Here is a 20,517-nt window from a genome sequence, read left to right as displayed (position 1 = left end):
GTTATCTGTTGCATACTCTCAATTTAGAGAGTTAAGTCAATTTTGTCGCTGAGAAAAACTTCAGTTGATAAGCTGACAAATTATGCAGAAAATAACCTGACAAATTTGACAGGTATGACGCTACAAGCTAACAATGCCCCGCCTTAATGCAACGATCACGGCTTGAGTGCGATCCTCTACACCCAACTTACTTAAAATATGATTGATATGAAAGTTGACAGTGCGTTCAGTAATATGTAAGACCTTGCTGATGGCTTGGGTGCTCTTGCCCGTTGTAATGAGTTGAAGTACTTCTAACTCGCGATCGCTTAATTCTGGACTTGCCATGCGCTCTAAAAGTTTGGCACCTACTTGAGGTGGAATATGCTTCTGTCCTTTGTGAACGGCGCGAATAGCGGACAGCAATTCTTCTGGCTCGGCATCCTTGAGTAGATACCCTTTGGCACCTGAGCGTAATCCCTGATAAATATCTTCATCGCCCTCGTAAGTTGTCAATACGATAATCCGAGCAGCAGGAAACTCGGTGCAAATGGCAGTAATGGCAGCGACTCCATCCATCTTGGGCATTCGCAAGTCCATCAAAGTCACATCTGGCTGCTCTTGGCGAAAGACAGCGAGTGCCTCCTGACCATTTCCAGCTTGTCCAACAACAAGGATATCTGGTGCTTCTTCCAGCATCGCGACTAAGCCCTGACGCACAACGGGGTGATCGTCTACAACCAGAACACGAATGGTATTAGGTTGATTCATGATGGTTTTTCCGGCTGATTTACGGACACTGCGATTTCTGTTCCTTGTCCAGGAGTACTCTGGATCTGGAGTTGTGCTCCAATGCGAGCGGCACGTTCTGATATCCCTAATAAACCAAAGCCATTGTGACTAGAAGAACGATCAATAGGAAATCCCTGTCCATCGTCTTTAATTCGTAATATGCACTGCGTGGACTGATATATCAGTTCAACGCGAATTTCGGTTGCTCTGGCGTACTTCAGTGCATTAGTCAAGGCTTCCTGTCCAATCCTGAGCAGATTATTCTCCACCTCAGAGGGTAGTGGATAGGGAATACCGATGGCTTCACACACGATTGTCGTACCAGTAGATGATTCTAGCTGGCTTGTCAGTTGCTTGAAAGCGCTGAGCAGATCGTTATTTTCTAATAAGTATGGACGGCGTAGCGCCTCTACAGAGCGGCGTGCCTCCGTGAGTCCAGTTCGGGCTAAGTTTTGTACTTGAGCCAGGTAAGCTTGAGCTTTTTCTGGGTCTACCGTTATCTTGCTAGCAGCAGACCTAGCGTGAATGATAATACCCGTGAAGGACTGTGCCAACGTATCATGGATTTCTCGCGCCATGCGGTTGCGTTCTTCCAGAATCGAGGCAGCTTCAGCGAGTTTGCGATCGCTAATATCAAGAATCACACCCAACATTCGCACAGGCTGTCCGGCTGCGTTATAAATGCCTCGACCTCTGCCAACCAACCAGTGAATACTACCATTTGGGTAAATCGCTCGATATTCAGCTTCAAAATCGGTATGAGTGGCTAGAGCTGCTGTAACAGCTTGCTCAATCCGATGAATATCTTCTGGATGAACGCGATCGCGCCATGCCTGATAGCTACTCTCAACTTCACCGGGGACCAACCCCAGCAATCGAGCGTGGTTATCGTTCCAGTTCGTTGTATTCTCCACGATATTCCAGTTCCAACTGCCGATGTGGGTGAAATCCATTGTCAGCCTGCGTTGCTCTTCACTCTGGCGCAGGGCGTTTTCAATTCGTTGGCGCTCTTCAATCTCCTGCGAAAGCAGCAAAGTCCGCTCAATTACTCGTTGTTCCAATGTTCGGTTATAGTCGGCTAGCAGTTTCTCTGCTTGTTTGCGCTCAGTGATGTCTTGAAAGGCTGCGATCGCATAAACTACATTGCCCTGTTCGTCAAAGACGGGAGTGCCCCACACCTCAACAGGGATCGTTTGGTTATTTTGGCGAATTTCTACGTCATCAATCGTAGTGCGTTCGCCGTTCAACGCCCGGATGAGTGGCATTTTTTCAGTAGGGTAGATTTGATCCGTTCCCGTCACATAAAGTTGATAAGCTTCTGCGATTTGATCCGGCGGTACGGCAGGATCAATCCCTCTGCCCATGAGATGAATGCCCCATTGATTGGCATAGTAAAGGCGACCCGTCGCATCAATGGCGGCAATTCCTACGGGAACCGCTTCTAAAAACTGAGCCATCTGACTTTCGCTCGCGCGGAGCTTTGAGTAGAGTTTGGCGTTTTCGATCGCGATCGCTGCCTGCGTAGAAAGTAGGCTTAGAATTTGCGATTGCTCCGGTGTAAATGCCCCAGTTGCCAACTGATTTTCTAGATACAACACACCGGTGAGCTTGCTTTGATTGAGCAGAGGTAAACAAAAGACTGATTGAGTCTGGTGGTGTTGAATATAGGGATCATTAATAAAATTACCTTCACGAGTAGCATCATTTAAGATGACAGATTCATGAGTACGAATCACATAATTAATAATTGATTCAGGTAGATGATTTGCAGTTGGGATAGATTGCAGCACTTGTGTAGCATAGACATTCTCACCCTCATTAAGTTCACTAGACGCTTCAATCACCCATTTTCTTGAGTTTTCCAAAATCAAAAATCCTGTTTGTGCGCCAGCATTTTCGATTAATATCTTCATCAAGGAACGGAGCAGCTGATCTAGTTCAATTTCGCTCAAAATCGCCTGAGTTGCCTTCATCACTGCCGTTAAATCAAAAGCGATATGTGAGGTATTAGAGGTAGTTCCAGTAGTAGTGCGGATTGGTGTGGAAGCCACGCTGGATAAATGAGGAAATAACTGCGGATAGCGAGCTTCTAAATCTCTCACTTTCGCAGTTGCTCCCCAACGCTCATAACAGTAATGAGCTTCTTTCATATAGGTTTGGGCAATTTTTTCCCGACCCCGCACCAGATAATGTTTGGCAGCTAATTCGTAGGCTAAGGCTTCTTCTTGAATGTACTCATTTTCTCTAGCACCAAGAATTGCTTGTTCGTAAAGTTCTTCTGCGTCAAACAACCGCCCTAAAACTCGCGCTTTCTCTGCCTCAACTAGATAATATTTATGCAAATAATTCATCGGGGCATAGTGTGCCCAGTGTTTCATTTCTTTTTGATGAGCCGCAACTTTTCTGAGAGTTTCTGGCTGTACTTGAGCACAGCTTTCAGGATATATTGCGAGTCTAGTTAAAGAATCATAGAAATAATACAAAACCTTAGCAAAGGTAGCTGTCATCTGGAGCAAATAATTTTGTGCTATGTCTGAGTTCTGAACTGCTTGATTGTACTCATAAAATAAATAGCATAGGAAAAGCTTATTAAAATGTACATTGAAGATTGAAAATCCATCATTTGTTATTTCATGCTGTGGCAGTTTGCTTTCCTCATTGTATGCTTCTCCAATCAGACGGAATGGATTAACTGAGCATCCGATTAAATTCAAGATAGACTGTTGATATACCTGATTCCAGGTAAGTGCTACTTCTTGTTTAATTTGACGGATTGCTTCACCATACTTGGTCATATTACGTTCAAGTTCCACGAGTTCTTTCCCGACCGCAAAGGAGTGAAAGCAATAACAATGAGCACAATAGGCAGCAAACTCTAAATCTCCAGTTTCAAGCCCACTTTGATAGCCTTCTAGAAATTGTGGCAAGGTTTCCCTGACATGTTTCTTCCAATGGATAATAAAGTTACTTACAATTGTTAGAGTCCGAGATTTGATTGCATGGGTATGTGGCTGTGACAAAAGTCTTAGGGCAAGCTGCCCAAATTCGTAACCAGACTCGATGTTTCCAACCAACCCACAGAGAATTAACCCAAAGTTTGCATAGGCAACAGGAGATGTAGACGCATTTCCATTCTGAATTGACAAGCTGACTTGCTTAGAGGCAAATAGAGGCATCAAATTAGGAGCCGCAATTTGGGCAACGGTCGTTATCCTTGATAGGATTCTCATTGCTTCTAACTTGTCTTGTTCGACCATTTGGGGCAAATAGCTCAACTCTTCAATCGGCATCTCGCTAAAGAGTGATGTAATCGCGTCTATTTCAAGCTGAATATCTAATTCACTGAGCTTTTCGGGAAAACTGATCCCAAATTTCTGTAACACTAGCAATCCAGTATTTATTGCTTTTAATAGCTGGTTCTGCGCGATATCGGTTTGGATTTTGACTTCGTAAACTTTCACGATGTCGAAAATGGTTTTGGCTTCTTGTAAAACGAGCGCCGCCCAGGATTCTACCTGCTCAAACTCGCCACACAAATACGCGACTTCTGTTGTTTCTGTATATAACTCTAAGGTCAGCTCATAGTTAGTTTGCCAACTGGAGTCTGCCAGCCATGCTCTACCTCTGGCTAAATAGTTTTGAGCCACACTATAGGCGATCGCAGCTTTTGCTTTCTGTCCTGTGATTAAATTTAATCTAGCAATTTCATTGCGTTCTAGTTGATCTGTGACAAGCTCAATTCCATGATTAAGATGATCGACAATTTCAAACAGTCGGTCTGATAGTTTCTCTGGTAAAGTTTTTCCGAGGAGATTGCGACCAATTTGTAAATGAACAATTTGTTTTTGCGACTCATGGATTAAGGTATATGAGGCTTGCTGCACGCGATCATGCAAGAACTTATACTCTTGAATTAACAAGTTTTCATCTAATTCAGATAGAGGTTGAATTAATCCAACTTGTATGGCTATTAGTAAATCTTTAAAAACCGTTTCATGTGATTTTTCACAAACAATCGATAGAGTATCTAAATTAAACTCAGCGCCGATGCAAGCAGCTAACCGGAGAATTTGCTGTGTATTTTCTGCTAGTTTATTCAACTTGTGAAGCATTAACTCCACAACATTATCAGTGATATCTTGGGCTTGGATCTGAGCTATGTTCCACTGCCAGCTTAAGCCTTCAGCATAAAAGGTTAATAAATTTTCGCTATGCAGCATTCTCAAAAATTCACTGACAAAGAACGGATTACCCTCAGTTTTACGCAAAACTAACTCAGCTAATGGACGAACGGTGTCTGCATTCCGATGTAGCGTCTCGGCAATCAACTGACTTAACGGTTCAAGCGTTAATGGTGTTAGGGTAATTTCCTGAAGTACTGCCCCTTGTTTTCGCAGTCTCTCTAGCATTAATGCTAATGGATGCGTTGGATTTACTTCATTATCTCGATAGGCTCCAATCAAAAATAGGGATTGGGTTTGCTCATCCAGCAGCATCAACTCGATTAACTTCAGCGTTGCTGAGTCTATCCACTGCAAATCATCTAAGAAGATCACCAGGGGATGTGATTCTGAACAAAACACCCGCACAAACTGCCCAAAAATTCGATGAAAGCGATTTTGAACTTCAGTTGCTCCAACTTCTGGTACGGGCGACTGCTTGCCGATAATTAACTCAATTTCCGGGATGATATCAATAATAATTTGTCCGTTGGTTCCCAAAGCTGTTAAAAGCTGAGATCGCCACTGTTGCAGATGCTCATCTGGCTCACTGAGCAATTGCTGCACTAATTTTTGCAGAGCATCTGCGATCGCGCTGTAGGGAATATTGCACTGAAATTGGTCAAACTTACCAGAGACAAAATAACCGCGCTTTGCACTAATAGGTTTGTAGAGTTCCTGTACTAATGCTGATTTACCAACCCCAGCGTAGCCCGATACCAACATCAACTCGACTTTGAATTCAGGATTTTCTTCATTCTTCAGTCTCAATTGTTCATTCCCCCTTCCCGCTACTCTGTCAAATGCTGCTAATAATGCTTCAATCTCTGCTTCGCGTCCATACAATTTTTGGGGAATTTGAAACTGATCGCAAACGTCTTGAATACCCAGTTGAATACTGTCAATTTGACCTGTTTCTGCGAACTGGCAAAAACCTGTTTCTAAATCTGCTTTGATACCCCAAGCACTCTGATAGCGATCCTCTGCATTTTTTGCCATCAGTTTCAAAATAATATCTGAAACGGGTTTTGGAATCGTTGCATTCAGTTCATGGGGCGGAACAGGGTGTTTGGCAATATGACAATGAACTAGCTCAAGGATGTCCGTTGTTGGAAACGGCAGGTGTCCAGTTAGAAGTTCGTAGAACGTCACACCAAGCGAGTAAAAATCAGTGCGGTAATCGAGCGAACGGTTCATGCGTCCTGTTTGCTCTGGAGACAAATAGGCAAGAGTTCCTTCTAAACCATAATGGCTCTTAAACGTCGGATTTGTACGGCTAAATTGGGTAGCAATTCCAAAGTCAATAATTTTAACAACGCCAGTATCTGGATTGAAAACGATGTTTCCTGAATTGATATCTTTATGAATGACATTGGCGGCATGGATTCTGCCTAGAATGTTTGTCAGGTCGAGCGCAAGCGGTAGAAAAGTAGCTAAGGGCATCGGGCAGAAAGTCTCTGGTCGCTTGTGCATCCATTGCTCTAGAGACTCTCCACCAAAATCTTCTAAGAGAATGACGAGTGTGCGTTGATAGTCTTGCTGGCTGTATGCCTTAACAACGCCTTCCAGATTGAGAGAACGGGTAATTTCATATTCTTGCCTGTAGCGTGTCAGTTCTTGGGGAGAGGGATAATCTTGCTTGAGTAGCTTAACTACGAGCGATCGCTGATCTTGCACTCGGATGCCCCGATACACTAGAGATGCTGAACTCTCATAGATTTTGCAATGGAAGGCAATTCCAGGTATGGCAATCATTGAACCTCTCCCGATGAATTTTATGAGCTGAGTTAACGCCTGTCAGACAGGTACGCTTCATGAATATACTTCCTCACACTTAGAGTCTGAATCCTCTGTTTAGGTTTTCCAGCCATTCTGGATCATTCCAACATTCTCAAATGAGAAATTTATCCTTCTTGCCAGGGTAAACGTATCTTGATTAGTGCTAAGTGATGCCTAGTCTTTACCAATGCCAAAACTTACCGTCAGAATTTGCAACTTAGGAACTGAATTCAATGGGTGTGACGATGACAGCACCATTGGTACTGATAATTCTTACGACCCGTTACTAGGAATTAGACATTTTCTAGCTCCTTCAAAGGCTAAAAACCTCTTTGAGTAAAAGAAAGGGGTTGATGACTAAAAAATGCCTGAAATCCTTGCAAATACTGGATTTATACTCGTTCCAACTGGAAGTTTTTCTCTGTCTAGGTTTGAGGCCATTTTTTATCAGTTTTTATCTAACGCTCGTCTGTCACTTTCGGAAAATTAGACAAGTTTACGTTGTTTCAACTCACACAAAATCAAGGTTCGCCCCAGTTTGGCAAAAGAGCATTAGGCAGTATTTACACCATTGGTACTTGAGGGAGAGTGATCGCAGCTACTGAATTAGCGATTACACCTACTCAAGTGATGGCACTACCCATGCGCCCTTACCATCACAACCTATCTCTGTATCTAACAACCCCTGATAGGGTTGAGCTGAGTGGAAGCTTAACGAACTCTAAGGCCTCAGCACAGACTAAGGCGATTTCAATGTCCACTCAGGATTTGAATTGAGCAGCAAGCAATGATTAACCCATCAATTTTTTTGCAACGATCTTCACTTGAACCCACAGCCCCTTCAAATCCTATAAAGTGCTTTCGCGATACATTGATTATTCATTAACTAATTGAAGGATCGTAACTGAGTAGATTTTTACAGAATTTCTTGTAACGGGGACAGCAGGCGATCGACAGCGCTTCTACCCCTATAATTAGCTGAGGAGCAAAAAGTCAGACGGGAGAACTCAGATGGCACAAAAGCGACCCATTCGATTTACGCAAAGTATAAAGATTAATCAACTTAATCGCTTGCCAGACGCAGCAAATCATCTAGATGTGTGCGAGTCTGAAATGGCTCCGCCCTGCCCTCGCAAACTATTCAGACCACTGGATTCATTCAGTCACCAAAACAGAACGCCAGTAGCCTAAGCCACTGGCGTTCATTCTTTATTATCCACCCACGCAACGGCCGAAAGTTTGGCGACCAAAAACCGATTGCAGTGGACTAGCAAGACCCATTCCCATAAATAACGGGTTGATGGGATCTTCTTTAATGATATGTCGGACAGATTTTTTAGGCAAAACTTTTCTTTCGCACTATTACCTCACAATCCCGATAAACTTACTGGGGATTGTTCAAGGTTATTCCTCCAGAATTTCGGCCTAGTTACAGTAGCTTCTGATGAAAGGCGATCGCCGCCCTCTACATTCGAGCGATCGCCTCTTGATCCCTCAGCCCCATCAAAGAGCCGGGAAGTTGCAGAAACTTCGGCAGCACCGTGCATCAAAAGTGAGTCACCACGGCTAGCACTGCTAAAGCCAGCTCAAGCAACGATGAAGGTGGAACGTGTAGCGCCCAACCGGACCGTAGGCGACCGTCCAAGACTTTTGTTAATTCATTTTGAGTCTGGATTGCAGATTCCAGAACCGTTCACCCAGCAGGAATGCGAAGTCATTCGGAATGTTATCCAGTGCTGGCATTGGATGGTTGACCTAAAGAGTCGAGAACCATCTGGCAGAGCTTACTTACTAAATCTGCTTGAGGAGATTTGCGATCAACCTGCAATCTTCGGGGGGGTAGCCTCATGAGACTAGGATTTACACTCCTTAAAGGAAATTGCCCGGTCTGTAGCGGTGCCCGCAAAGATTGCCGCCAAAGCGTTGCTACCCAGCTCATTCACTGCCGCGATAGCGTTGCTAACCCACCTGATTACATTTTCCGGGGTGAGGACAAACTCGGCTTCGGAATGTGGGTCCAAAAAGCCGAAATCGAAGCCGCATCCGAACAGCAGCGGGAGGAATGGCGACAACAACGAGAAACTGAAAAACAACGCCGGTTGGATGCAGAACGCGCTCAGAGATCGCAGCTACTGAGCGAACCTGACCGCGACCGAGAAATCCGGAAATTACTCGGTCAACTCCAGCTTTCCCCACAGCACAAGCAGAACCTACACCAGCGAGGACTAAGCGACGAACAGATTCAAGCGGGAATGTTTCGGAGCGTCTACAAGTGGCAGAAGTTAGACACGCCTGTAAGCCATCGACTCGCAGGGGTCAACATCGACGGGCGAAGTCTGACGAACCCCCAAGCGGGGTTGCTCTGTCCAGCTTGGAATGCAAAAGGGCAAATCGTGGGTTGGCAGCTCCGAGTGGACAATGCCGACAATGGAGGTAAATATCGTTGGGCCACCAGCTTTAATCAAAATTTGCGTCCCAACGGTGCCACTGCTCACCTAACCAATGGTGAACTACCCTTAACCTGCTGCCGTCCAGCCGGTGAGCCACGCAAAGGAATTGGGTTAGTTGAAGGGATTCTGAAACCCCAAATTACCGCCCAGTTATCCGGTCAAATTACCATTGGTGCCGCGGGAGGAAACTTTGCGTCTTCACCAGAAGCCCTAAAAGCTACCCTAGTTCAACTAGAGTCAGAAATCGTAGAGGCACCCTCTCCGATTCTGTACCCGGATGCGGGAGCGATCGCCAACAAAAATGTGATGCGCCAATATCGGCGGACTCATGCCGAGTTGAAGAAACAAGGCTATGAGCTGCACGTTGCGTGGTGGGGTCAAGTTAGTAAAAAAGACCTCGACATTGATGAGTTGCTAGCCGCTCGTCGGGGGGATGAAATTGAGATAATCACATGGGCGGAATTCGAGGCACTCGCCCACAACCTTAATCAACTCTCGGAAGGAGTTGCAGACTTATTCCGAAACTTTGGGCAGCGCTTAGGTAAATCTTTCAAAGGATTTGGCACGCCACTGGCACCAAAACCAATACCAGCACCGAACCCAACTGAAACATCAAGACCAACACCGGCACCAAAATCAACACAATCCAAACCAGTTGTTCTGGATTCTGTACCCGATGTAACAACTCACGGCCCAGGAGGCGATCGCGCAACACAATCCAAGCCAGTCGTTGTAAATTATGTACCGGGCGCTCTGCCTAGTTTCAAAGAATGCGGCGGCAAAGATTTGAGAACTGTCCGTTACCAAGAGGGACAACGAAAGCAAATCTGGGAAGAGGCTGTCTCTAAAGGCTACAAACATATTCTCGACAAGTCAGGACCGGGTCAAGGGAAATCTCACACAGCCGGAACCGCAAACCCAGATGATTTCGATGTGGAGAAATTACTTTACTTTGCCAGTAACCATCGCAACCCGACCACAGATGTAATCGAAGCCAACTACACTGACGTACCTGTGCGGAATGCTGGAATGAAGCGAGACTCCAGCTATCAAACGCCTTTAGGTCGGGACTGGATTGTGTGGCCTCAAAAGGGCGAACAACCAGACACAGCAGGCAATTGCCACCGCCAACCCCTATTTGCGGCACTCCGTGGCAAGAATCTTCCCGGAATTGAAGGCAGCGAATCGCCGATCTGCGGGACTTGCCATTTACGGGATGCTTGCAGAGGCAGTAGTGGGGACGGCTTTGGATTCCGGAGCCAGCGCCGGGAAGCTTTTGAATCAAATCGCTTACGCGCCCATCCCAACTCTGCGCCGCAAACGGATGACTTTTATTATTCAACCACAGGTGCTTTCTGGGATGAAGCGTCAACGCTCATCCAACCGATGACCTTGGTTAATGTAAAGCTCCTCGATTTTGAGCAAGTGATGGGATACGTGGAGAGCCAACTGCCTGACATCTACGAATCCTTAAAACCTTTACGGCTAAAACTGCGCCCGCTTCTGAATGGCGAGACTAAAGCACCTCATCACGGCTTCGATGACGCGGCTATCCGAGCCTTACTGCCCAATCCACCCGATGATTTGCTGAACATCATTAAGGAGCTTGAAGCCGCTTTAAAACCCGATTTAAGTCTGCTAGACCTCACCAAAAAACACGGTGTAGAAATGGCTGATCTGCCAGATCGCCTCAGACGAAAGTTTCGAGGAAAGCCATCAGAGCTGGTTGAGCAGCTCAATCAGTCAACTTTACTCAACTGGTTAGTGCCATTCCTCAAGGTCTGGAGTGGAGAGCGAGGGGCTTTCCGGTGCAACTATGGACTCCTCGCTATTTTCACTCGCGACGACAGGCATAGCGAGATTGTAGCGGCTGCTCAATTCAACATCTACCTGGATGCAACTGCTAGCCCCCAGTACCTGGGATTAGCATTAAACATCGATCCCGCAGACATTTTAGTCATTGAGCAGGAACTACCCAACCACCAGAACCTACAGATTGTTCATGTCCCAGGTTTAGGGCAGCTGGGTAAAGACCGCTCAGATTCTCTAAAAGCCAGAGTCGCAGCGATTAAATCTGAACTAAGTTCTCGCTACCCGGAAAGCATTGGCTACTTAGACTGGGGAATACAGGCTTCAGCGGGGGAAGGACGCTGGTTTGTGGATTCCAGAGGCTCAAATGATTTTATGGAGTGCCAAGCGATCGCTTCTTTTGGGATTCCCTACCAGAATTTAGGACACCTGCAAGCCCTCTACCAGACGCTTACAGGTCGGTACGTGGCTTTAGATAGGGATAACCCCGATCCGGAGTTCCAAGCGTTTGTAGACGCTCACACGCAGGGAGAAATCATTCAAGCTGTGGGACGCCTGCGCTCCTATCTCCGACCAACCGAACAACTCACGTATTACTTCTGTGGCGATTACGACCTCAGTTTCTTAGGGGTGCCAATCAAACAGGTGGATGCTTTTACCATCACTCCCCAAGCGGGCAATGCTACCCAACAGGGGCGCTGGACGTTGCTACAAGCTTTCAAGCAACTCACCGAAACTGGGGAGAAAATAACCCAAGTCACTTTAGCCGCCGCTGCGGGAATTACTCAAGGTACAGTTAGCCAACGTGCTAAGGAGGTAAGTGAGGTAAGGGGTTGGAAAATCCTCAAAAAAATATTAGGGTTCCTATTAAAGACCCTATATAGCAACCCTAATAATTTTGAGCCGTTAACTGAAGACGAACTTTGGCTAGCTGAGAGCTACTTGCCGGTGGTCTTGGAAGATTCTCCCAACGATGCGCTCTCTCAGGTAATACAGCTAGCAAAGGCGTCGGGTTGGAAGACTTTTGAAGCACTCCTGATGGCAGTGCCCTTGGAGTCTAAAGCTAAATTGCTCAGTCTGATAATTGGATTCATGCCAGAGTCGGTGCAGGCGAAAGTTCAATCCCTTGCATTGGAGCCGACCTCACAATAACAGCTGGCTCCCAGTCACATCTCTACTGCTGTCTAAGGTAGCGATCGCTTCCATCGGCGGTGCCATCATCTGAATTTGAATCAAGCAAATTGTCAGCAGATTTGATGGCACATGGTTGGCGACTCCAATAAGCCGCGATTGCTACCTTGAACGGTGGTGGCGATCGCTTCCATCAGCGGTGCCATCATCTGAATCAAGCAAATTGTCAGTAGACTTGATGACACAAAGCTTGTGTAAATTTCGGCGGATATACTTGAGGCTTACCTGCCGCGATCTCAAACCCGCAGACAGCGTATGAAGGCATACTTACTCTTAAAAATGTGTTATAACGCCACCGGAGTAAGCTTTTCGTAATATCCCTGAATGGCTTCAATGGAACCACACGTTTAAGATACGGTGCTACGGATCAGGAATTCGGCGCTCCGAATTGGTTGCCAGCTGCTTCAAGGGAGTCGCATATTTAAGATGCTGTGCAACTCGCCTGATTAAGAATCAGAATCAGGAGGCGATCGCCCCTTGGTTTCGGTCGAGGCTGAGGTCGTTATTGCAATGAAACTCGTCTGATCAAGAATTCGGAGCGAGCGCGATCGCGGTAAAGCCAAACGAGTCTCCGACTTCCCATAAAAAAACCGGATTCATTTCTCTGAGTGGGCTTGGGGGAAGGTGAGGCTGACGGTGAGGGCGTGGGTTGCGTCTCCTCATTCAGCTCGACTTCCAGGGAACCTTCAGCATCTTCGGGTGCTGTTTCGTCGAGCGCGCGTTGCGCCGAGAGAGTCGGTTCGTACTAGCCAAAGTGCCGCCGATAGCTGGAAAACCGAGAAATTTCAGAAATCCAGACATCCAGACATAATCCATCCTTGGATGCGAACGAGGTTTTTAGGTATTGAAAATTGGAAATTGGAAATTGGATCAGCAAGCGACCAGGAATGGCGGTGTATTGGAAATTGCAGAATCTGTCGCCAGGAATTCGAGAGTTGAGGAAGCGAGCGCGCAGCACAGATCCCAAAGACGCCGACCCTCGGAAACCATACGCTGGAATCGATTGGGACGCTAGCTAACCAGGTTGATATCAGCTCCAATCCAGTCACTGTGCCATACTCTTTGCTTTCTCATAATCGAACTGCTGGTAAATGCAAATAATTGATAGTTTTCCAATGACACCCAATGTCATCCAATGTCATCCAATGTCATTCAATGTCACTTGCTGTCACCTGCTGTCAGCCTATGTCAGTGGGTGGCTAGTCGTTTTCCCATATATTGGCTTCGTACTTGGAGTTGATGTATCCCCAAGTATTTAACCGCTGCTACTGGTTCAGGGGGAGCAGGGGCCACTTTCTCGGCCAGGTCGGGAGCCACAGGGGTGGCGGTTACTGACTTTTACACTGTTGCGACTCTTCTTTAAAGAAGGCTTACTCGATTGATTTCCCGCGCCGAACCATTGCTATGTCCACAACTCCCTGAACGGCTTCAATGAAGTCGCACGTTTAAAATGCCGTGCAATGGATCAATATCTCGGCGCTCCGAGACGTTTTCAATGAAGTCGCACGTTTAAAATGCCGTGCAATGGATCAATATCTCGGCGCTCCGAGACGTTGCCAACCACTTTAAGGGAGCCGCATATCTAAGATGCCGTGCAACGGATCAATATCTCGGCGCTCCGAGACGTTGCCAACTACTTTAAGGGAGCTGCATATCTAAGATGCTGTGCAACTCGCCTGATAAAGAAAAGAAGCAGTCGGCGATCGCGTCTAGGTTACGGTTGTGGCTGAGGTCGCTAATTGCAATACAACTCACCTGATCAAGAAGCAGGAGGCGATCGCGCTCTACTATCGATCGAACGGACCCGTGTAGAAATCCAGCTTCACGGAAAGCACGTATCGTCCTACTTTCCGTGCTGCCAGATCCCAAGATAACAATTCGAGAAAAATTGCGGTTGAAATTTAGATGACGAGAGCGATCGCTATCTGCCAGACTTTTCCATTTAAATTCCTTGCAACGTCGGATCTAAAAGAAGCTCTTGATACACCTTATTGGCAAACTGTGCAGTCATATCCAGTGCTGGCTGTAGCGCTTTGAGTTGCTCAATCTCGTTGTAGGTGTTTTCCTGAGTTGAGAGAAGGTGTTGCTGGCAGCCAGCAAGGCTCCGCCTTTGGGCATCAGTCATACCTACTTCATAGCTATGGGTAATGATCATGCTTCTCGTCAAATGAGGATTGACTCCCTTCCCCACAAGTCGGCGAACTGTACGGAAAAATCTCTGACCATAATTACTGGAATCTATGGGTCTACCATTGCCGTTTTCGGTGGTGTAAAGAAAGTTATGCTTTGGCTTCAATAAAGGACGCCAGTTGTTAATCCATTCCTCAAGGTATTCATAAAGCGTTCTACCTGTTATAAACCTCAAATTTGGAATGGGGACTTCCCAGCCTTCACGCTTGATGGTATTTCTTTTTCCATCACCTGGTGCCAATCGGAACCACCAGGCAGCATTTTTTGCCTCTTCTGCCGATAGATCATCGATATTCCGAAATACCCCAGAGGCAATATAGGCTCCTTTTACCAGATTATCTCCCAGCTCCATCTGATAATAAACTTTTGAGCGGTTGGGAGGTACAGCTGTAGCGATCGCCAGTATCAAAGCGTTCTGAAAATCACGAATAATTGCCGAGTCCCCGCGATAGGTTTTCCTTACCCTTAATTCGCCATTTGCCTTTTTTCCCAGCATATATTTATAGTCTTGTTCTAACTTAACAAATGCTAAATGGCTTGCTTTTAACAGAAGCTCCCAAGGGATCATTTTCTCCTTTTTCTCTCTTCTGTATTTGGCATAATCACCGCTGTCATTATGCTCCTTAGTTAAATCATTTCCCATCTGGCGAATTACCGCGATAAAAGGTATATCCCGATACCCACGTTCTCTAGCAAAATCTTCTGTCTGGTCGTGATAGAGCCATTTACAGAGATTCACTAACGCTTTGGTCGTATTAACCTTAGAGTTAGCTCCAGCTTGAGTTCCCTTCCTAAAATAAAGCTCTAGCGTCCATTCAATTTGTTTTTTTACTTGTTGAACTAATTCCTCAGCTTCTCCTTTGGCTATCCATAATGCATTGCCTATATTTTCTTGGTTTCTAAACTCGCTGATTAATATTGATTGTGGTAAACGAACAGATGGAATAATCGATGTTAATTTTAATTCGCTTAATGGTTTTGTGGATTTCATCCAGTTTAAAATTTGAAGAAATTGGCAAACTTGGCTCTGGATTGTAGTCTCACTTCTCTTGAGTTTATTTTTGGAAAAATTTACAAACTCTTCAATCTCTTTTTCTAATTGTTCATTCGCTAATACCAGCTTTGGTGTGATTGACTCTAACGGAATTGATAGTAAAGCGATTGCTAACCTTTTGGTCGGTTTCTTTAGAAGGATTTTGAGAATTTGTTTCCTGGCTTTCTTGATAGCGGTTTCTGTCGGTTGTCCTATCACCACATAGTCTTCAGGCATTCCTAGTTGTTGAAATTTACCCGGTACTCTCTTAATGCTATGCGTAGCTTCTGGATTATCTTGGAGATTGACTCTAGTATGTCGGAATAGAACAATTTCTTTTTCTGGATCGAACCCTACAGAAACGAAGTCTTGTTTTTTAGCCCAAGATAATAAGGCGTTTAAAACACTTTTGGGATTGTATCTTGCACTATTCTTGATTTTTTTTAACTCAAAGTAAGTTTCTAGGCTTGCTTCTATGGTAGTTAAAACGGATAAGTTTTGCGTACTCAAGAAAAGCAAGGCTGAGTCTTTTTCCTGAGAGCTAGCTCTCTCACCCTTCGGCTTTTTACCGCCCAGGGCTGGAACTACATATCTAGTTAATGTTGCATAGAGTTTAGCAGCCTGAAAGTCGGGGTTGTACTTTAAAAAAAGGTTAACGAGTTCCCTTAAATCTTGGGGCGGTCTATCTGATATTGGCTCCTCAAAAGCGGGAACACTTATCTTTTGCTTGATTTTTTTAAAGCCGGGAGTTGCAGTCATCTTTGACGTTGCCTCTACAATAAATTTTGTGGCTATAATTTAGTTTATAAGCAATAGCAAACCAAATTATAGACAATCATATTATATCCTTCTTATTACAGAAAAACTACCTTTACTCTACTCGCCCGATTATGATATCAACGGGGAGGAGACTTGCGTTCTGGAATGCTCTATCACTTACGACGACATAAAAATGCTGGCTTGATTTGAGGAGAAAGCCATTTTTTCAAACAGCATAAATCTGTACAGTGGTTAACTAGCAAGGCTTTTCAAGTTTAATTATTAATTAAATCAGATAATTTTTATAAATTTAATGTTATAAAATAGCTGGTTTTTTGTGTGCAAAAATTTTGAGCTTATGTCGAAATCTGTAATAAAACACCTGTAATAGCTTATTACAGACATTTTTAGCCGTTTTTACGCATAAACGGAGCCTCGTCGCTGATTGAACCTTAGCGGTTTAGCAAATCTGTAATAAAAGTCTCCAGGTGTCTGCTAATCCCAGCTCATTCATACATACTTATAGTTGCGTTAAAAAAAAATGAAGCTAGTAATCGCTCGCAAGCTAGGATGTAACTTATGACGAAAAGGGGCAAGAAAGCGAAACACAAAGGGGTGGCGTGCCGTCGGGGGCAGCCAATTTTCTACGAAGAGGTGAAAGCACCTCGTAATTTCTCATTGACCCAAACCGCAGTTGATAACCTAGAAATTATTAAAAGTCAGCGAGGACTCTCTTCGCGTTCGGAAACATTGGAGCAAATTCTTAGAGGTGAATTCAATCCCCAAACATATTTAAGTTTGGAAAATGAGGATAAACCTATTGATTGACAAATTTTTAAGAACAAATTATTAGTTCCAGATAATACATTAATGTCGCCGGTTGGACAAAACATCCTAAGAACTAGAACTATAGAGGCTTTGGTTTTAGTCCAGTAGGTTAAAAGTTACTATATGCTTCAGTAAATTTGCTTGAACTTACTTCTCTAAATCTAGATAGAGACAGGGCTATGGCTCTTTCAACACTCAAAAATCGCCTCCAAAACAAGGTATAAACGTTTCGATACTTTTGGTTAAGCCGTAGCGAATAGAATTACGGGTTACACAAACTAAGTCTGCGGAGGCAAACTATTAGACTCCATTATTTGCGGGCCTTTCATCATGTTCGGCGATCGCCAATGGCTCCGCTCATAAAAATGGTGCAGCAGGAGACGCTATTTTTGATAATCCAGTGATTGTCGGAAACCAACCGTGTGGTCTTCCAGGTTTTTCCAACGCACTTGCAGGATGTATTGGTTTTCACCAATTGTCAGGACGAATAACCTGTAAGCCCAGCATCGGATTTATAATCCCAATCTGCAATTCAATCTCAGAAAGCTGCCAGTGCCTCTATGACACAGATCGTCGTAGTCGAAACTAAGGTTGGCACACTCCAGACCTAGTGGTGAAAGCCCCAAGCGTTTTGTTGGTGAATAAGTCTCTCAGGAGCGATCACTCACAGAGTATTATCTACCCAACCACAGTGGGCGCACTCCCAATGCGCTGAGGGTGGGTTCTTCATATCAAAGGGCATTTCGCACTGAGGACACCTGCCAGTGAACAGCGGGTGATAATCCAGCAGCTCTAGCTTTTCTTCTGGTGTGAATCGTTGCTCCAGCATGGGCACTGGTCTGCCGTCATAAGTTGGTTGCTCCAATACCAGATCCTCATCAACAAACCTCATTCTCTTTTGTACCGACATTTCAGGAGGTTCAACAGAGGGTTGAAAGTCTAGATAACGAGTGAAGCTAGAATTCGGCGCTCCGAATTCTAGCTTCACTAGCCAGGAGGGTCAGAAGTTGAGACAGCAATGATTATGTGGTCCCTTGGGATGTGTGGCATTCAATTTATCCCAAATAGCTCTATTTTTTTACGAATGTAAAAGCTGGAAAAGCGCTCAATATATCCGGTTTAAGATTTAAGTTATTTCCCCAACGTGATAAATATTTGTTAGTAATATTTATCACGGCTATTTGAGCTAAGTTACTAACAGTTTGATAGCAGTTTGTTTTGGCCAAAAAGCAAAAAAGGGCGACTCAATAAAGAGTCGCCCTTTTTGGGATTGGATATTTAATTAGTGCTGCTATAGAGTCTAACCTTTAGCCAATTCAAGTGTCAAGGGCTTGTTAGCCCGGATGTTTTATTTATTATGAGGAGAGAATGCGTCACTCACTCTTGGGCCGTTGTTTGGCTCCATATTTACCGCTACCCACTGGGTTGATTTTCTCGGAAGTACTGATACGGCTCATAATATGTAGCGACCTGAAACTTTACTCGCGATTTTTGGAATTTACACTAACACTTTTAAGCGTCGATAACCTTAGCGGACAACTCCACTAGGCCACCCGCTGGAGTTTGACTCACGATGAAAACATCAGTGCAATCGCTCACAGATTATTATCTCCCCACCCGCACCTGAAGCAATCCCAATGAGCTGAAGGGGAGTTCTTCCTATCAAAGAGCATCTGACAGTAAATACACCTGGTCGTAAACATTGGATGACAATCCAGCAGCCTTAGCTTTGACTCTGGTATGAATCGTTGCTCCAGCAGGGGCGCTGATTTACTCTCATAAGTTGGTTGCTGCACAGGAGCGTCATCAACAAACCTCATTCCTTTTGTGACCTCAGTTCAAGAGGTTCAACAGAGGGTCGAAGATCGAGGCGGCGATCGCTCGCTCTCTAGAATTCGGCGCTCCGAATTCTAGCTTCACCCGTTAGGAGGGTCGAAAGTCGAGACAGCGATCGCACTTTGGGATCTTCGGCATAGTCCCGCAGTTAATTTTCTCAAGTTTCCCCTAGAATCGGGCAGACTACTGCTTCTCCAAATCCTTGACCGTGTCAAACCGCTTAATCAAATCTGTAATGATGCGCGGGTCATTCGTTCTTCAGCCCACCTCTCGCTCCAGGCTTTTGGTTTCTGCCGCATCTGTGCAATACCATCTAACTGTGCTCAGTGCCAAGCAACCGACTGAACTCGGCTTTGATAATCCCATAACACTCGCAGGAGATCGCCTCCAAGTCGCCTTGATTCAGAATGGTGATTTTGCCACGGCTGTAGCGGAGCGTTCCCGCTTTGCTAAGGGTGCCCGCAGCTACTGTAACGCCAGAACGGCGCGTGCCTAGCATCTGGGCGATAAATTCTTGAGTGAGGGTAAACTCGTCTGATTCCACGCGCTCCTGAACGGTTAGCAGCCACCGGGCAAGTCGCTCTTCTATCGTATGCAGGCGGTTGCAGGCGACTCCTTGAGAAACCTGAGTCAGCAAAGCTTGCGTATAGCGCAATAGCAGGCTTTGCAGTGCCCCTCCCCGGTTAAACTCAGATTTGAGCTGCTCTGCCTTCATTCTCATGCCATTGCCTGCGACCTGCACAAACGCTCGGTTGCTCGTTTTGTTGCCTCCTAAAATTATGGGGAGACCCACCATTCCGTCATTGCCCACCAGACCGGCTTCGACAGTCGAGCCATCTTCCATCACGCAGACTAAAGAAACAATTGCGTGATGGGGAAAATAAACGTATTCAATAGGTTCGCCAAGTTCGTAGAGGACTTGGCTGAGTGGGAGCGAGACGAGTTCTAGGTAGGGAAGTAGGCGTTCGTACTCCGAAGCTGGCAAAGCGGCAAGAAGTCGATTTTTTATCGGCTGATGAGGAGCTTTGGGTACTGACATGAGGAGTTTCCTTAATTTAGCCGTGTTAGAAAAGGCATCTAACGGCAGTAAGGAGAAGAGATTCAGTAACCCAATCTTAATACCAAAAGGTGTAGTTTCTAGATAGAAAGCCGCACGTTTAACAAGTTAAAGTTCTACAGCAGCTTCCTTATCCTGTATTCATCCTAACGTGGTTTGAAGTATTCTCACATTAATAATATTTCCTAGATTCCTAGAGCAACTTTCTAGGTTATGTTGCAAAAACTTGCTGAAAAAAGTTTGGGTACAGAAATCGGGATGTAATCGCTGATTCTATATAAACTCTTAGCACTTTACTCCTAAATACATCGCAGCACTCCCGACCAAAAGGAACAGGATGTCGAATGATGCTCACCAGCACCAACTCTCCTCTTCTTGACCACTTTTGAAACAGTTAATACTCTAAACGCTTGATTGTGCTGTAAAACTTAAGGCGAATTTCCATTTCCGTCTGCACTCTCCTCTGATTCCTCACTCACGTCTAGCGGCACTGTCGCAGGGAATTCACCTTGGATCAAGCCATTGCCGGATAAAATCCGAGCGTTGTTCCGCTTGTTTAGCTTTTGCTTCATAACGCTGTGCTGACAAGATTTG

Annotated in this window: 9 protein-coding genes and 1 pseudogene; 3 read left to right on the top strand and 7 right to left on the bottom strand. The window is 45.2% G+C overall.

Annotated features, from left to right (window positions below; all coding sequences use genetic code 11):
• Positions 1 to 120: 120 nt before the first annotated feature.
• Together NDI34_RS05675 and NDI34_RS05670 are read right to left on the bottom strand one after the other, a co-directional pair.
• Positions 121 to 750, bottom strand: coding sequence for a response regulator transcription factor (locus NDI34_RS05675; protein WP_348232111.1), 630 nt, complete (start codon positions 748 to 750; stop codon positions 121 to 123).
• On the bottom strand, positions 747 to 6,746 hold the full coding sequence (locus NDI34_RS05670; RefSeq protein ID WP_348232110.1) for an AAA family ATPase: 6,000 nt from the start codon (positions 6,744 to 6,746) through the stop codon (positions 747 to 749). Before NDI34_RS05670 ends, NDI34_RS05675 begins: the two co-directional genes overlap by 4 nt.
• Positions 6,747 to 8,090: 1,344 nt before the next feature.
• Between NDI34_RS05670 and NDI34_RS05665 the strand changes: the two genes are divergently transcribed.
• Together NDI34_RS05665 and NDI34_RS05660 are read left to right on the top strand one after the other, a co-directional pair.
• Positions 8,091 to 8,621 (top strand): hypothetical protein, encoded by a 531-nt coding sequence (locus NDI34_RS05665; RefSeq protein WP_348232109.1) that lies wholly within the window; start codon positions 8,091 to 8,093, stop codon positions 8,619 to 8,621.
• Positions 8,618 to 12,181 carry a hypothetical protein gene (locus NDI34_RS05660; RefSeq protein WP_348232108.1) on the top strand — a complete coding sequence of 1,188 codons (3,564 nt, stop codon included), beginning with the start codon at positions 8,618 to 8,620 and terminating at the stop codon, positions 12,179 to 12,181. Before NDI34_RS05665 ends, NDI34_RS05660 begins: the two co-directional genes overlap by 4 nt.
• A 92-nt stretch (positions 12,182 to 12,273) precedes the next feature.
• On the opposite strand, the gene NDI34_RS05655 is transcribed toward NDI34_RS05660, so the two are convergent.
• Together NDI34_RS05655 and NDI34_RS05650 are read right to left on the bottom strand one after the other, a co-directional pair.
• Positions 12,274 to 12,405 (bottom strand): hypothetical protein, encoded by a 132-nt coding sequence (locus NDI34_RS05655; protein ID WP_348232107.1) that lies wholly within the window; start codon positions 12,403 to 12,405, stop codon positions 12,274 to 12,276.
• 1,757 nt (positions 12,406 to 14,162) lie between these two features.
• Entirely contained in the window at positions 14,163 to 16,202 is a 2,040-nt protein-coding gene (locus NDI34_RS05650; RefSeq protein WP_348232106.1) for a hypothetical protein, read from the bottom strand.
• Between the two features lie 579 nt (positions 16,203 to 16,781).
• Between NDI34_RS05650 and NDI34_RS05645 the strand changes: the two genes are divergently transcribed.
• Positions 16,782 to 17,030 carry a hypothetical protein gene (locus NDI34_RS05645; protein WP_348232105.1) on the top strand — a complete coding sequence of 83 codons (249 nt, stop codon included), beginning with the start codon at positions 16,782 to 16,784 and terminating at the stop codon, positions 17,028 to 17,030.
• Between the two features lie 300 nt (positions 17,031 to 17,330).
• Here the strand turns inward: NDI34_RS05645 and NDI34_RS05640 are convergent.
• The 3 genes and pseudogenes from NDI34_RS05640 to NDI34_RS05630 form a co-directional block, all read right to left on the bottom strand.
• Positions 17,331 to 17,497 (bottom strand): annotated as a pseudogene (locus NDI34_RS05640) (antibiotic biosynthesis monooxygenase); the annotation flags it as partial.
• Positions 17,498 to 17,694: 197 nt separating this feature from the next.
• Entirely contained in the window at positions 17,695 to 17,922 is a 228-nt protein-coding gene (locus NDI34_RS05635; RefSeq protein WP_348232104.1) for a hypothetical protein, read from the bottom strand.
• Between the two features lie 1,257 nt (positions 17,923 to 19,179).
• Positions 19,180 to 19,905, bottom strand: coding sequence for a Crp/Fnr family transcriptional regulator (locus NDI34_RS05630; RefSeq protein WP_348232103.1), 726 nt, complete (start codon positions 19,903 to 19,905; stop codon positions 19,180 to 19,182).
• Positions 19,906 to 20,517: the final 612 nt, after the last annotated feature.

Source organism: Trichocoleus sp. DQ-U1 (assembly GCF_039961925.1).
Taxonomy (GTDB): Bacteria; Cyanobacteriota; Cyanobacteriia; order Cyanobacteriales; family FACHB-T130; genus FACHB-T130.
Note: the sequence above shows the minus strand (reverse complement) of the source record. Positions and strands in the feature narration are given on the sequence as shown.

Bases quoted from the DNA above. Each gene is read 5' to 3' on its own strand.
- NDI34_RS05675 (WP_348232111.1), bottom strand. From the start codon at position 750: ATGAATCAACCTAATACCATTCGTGTTCTGGTTGTAGACGATCACCCC.
- NDI34_RS05670 (WP_348232110.1), bottom strand. From the start codon at position 6,746: ATGATTGCCATACCTGGAATTGCCTTCCATTGCAAAATCTATGAGAGT.
- NDI34_RS05665 (WP_348232109.1), top strand. From the start codon at position 8,091: ATGTCGGACAGATTTTTTAGGCAAAACTTTTCTTTCGCACTATTACCT.
- NDI34_RS05660 (WP_348232108.1), top strand. From the start codon at position 8,618: ATGAGACTAGGATTTACACTCCTTAAAGGAAATTGCCCGGTCTGTAGC.
- NDI34_RS05650 (WP_348232106.1), bottom strand. From the start codon at position 16,202: ATGACTGCAACTCCCGGCTTTAAAAAAATCAAGCAAAAGATAAGTGTT.
- NDI34_RS05645 (WP_348232105.1), top strand. From the start codon at position 16,782: ATGACGAAAAGGGGCAAGAAAGCGAAACACAAAGGGGTGGCGTGCCGT.
- NDI34_RS05635 (WP_348232104.1), bottom strand. From the start codon at position 17,922: ATGAGGTTTGTTGATGAGGATCTGGTATTGGAGCAACCAACTTATGAC.
- NDI34_RS05630 (WP_348232103.1), bottom strand. From the start codon at position 19,905: ATGTCAGTACCCAAAGCTCCTCATCAGCCGATAAAAAATCGACTTCTT.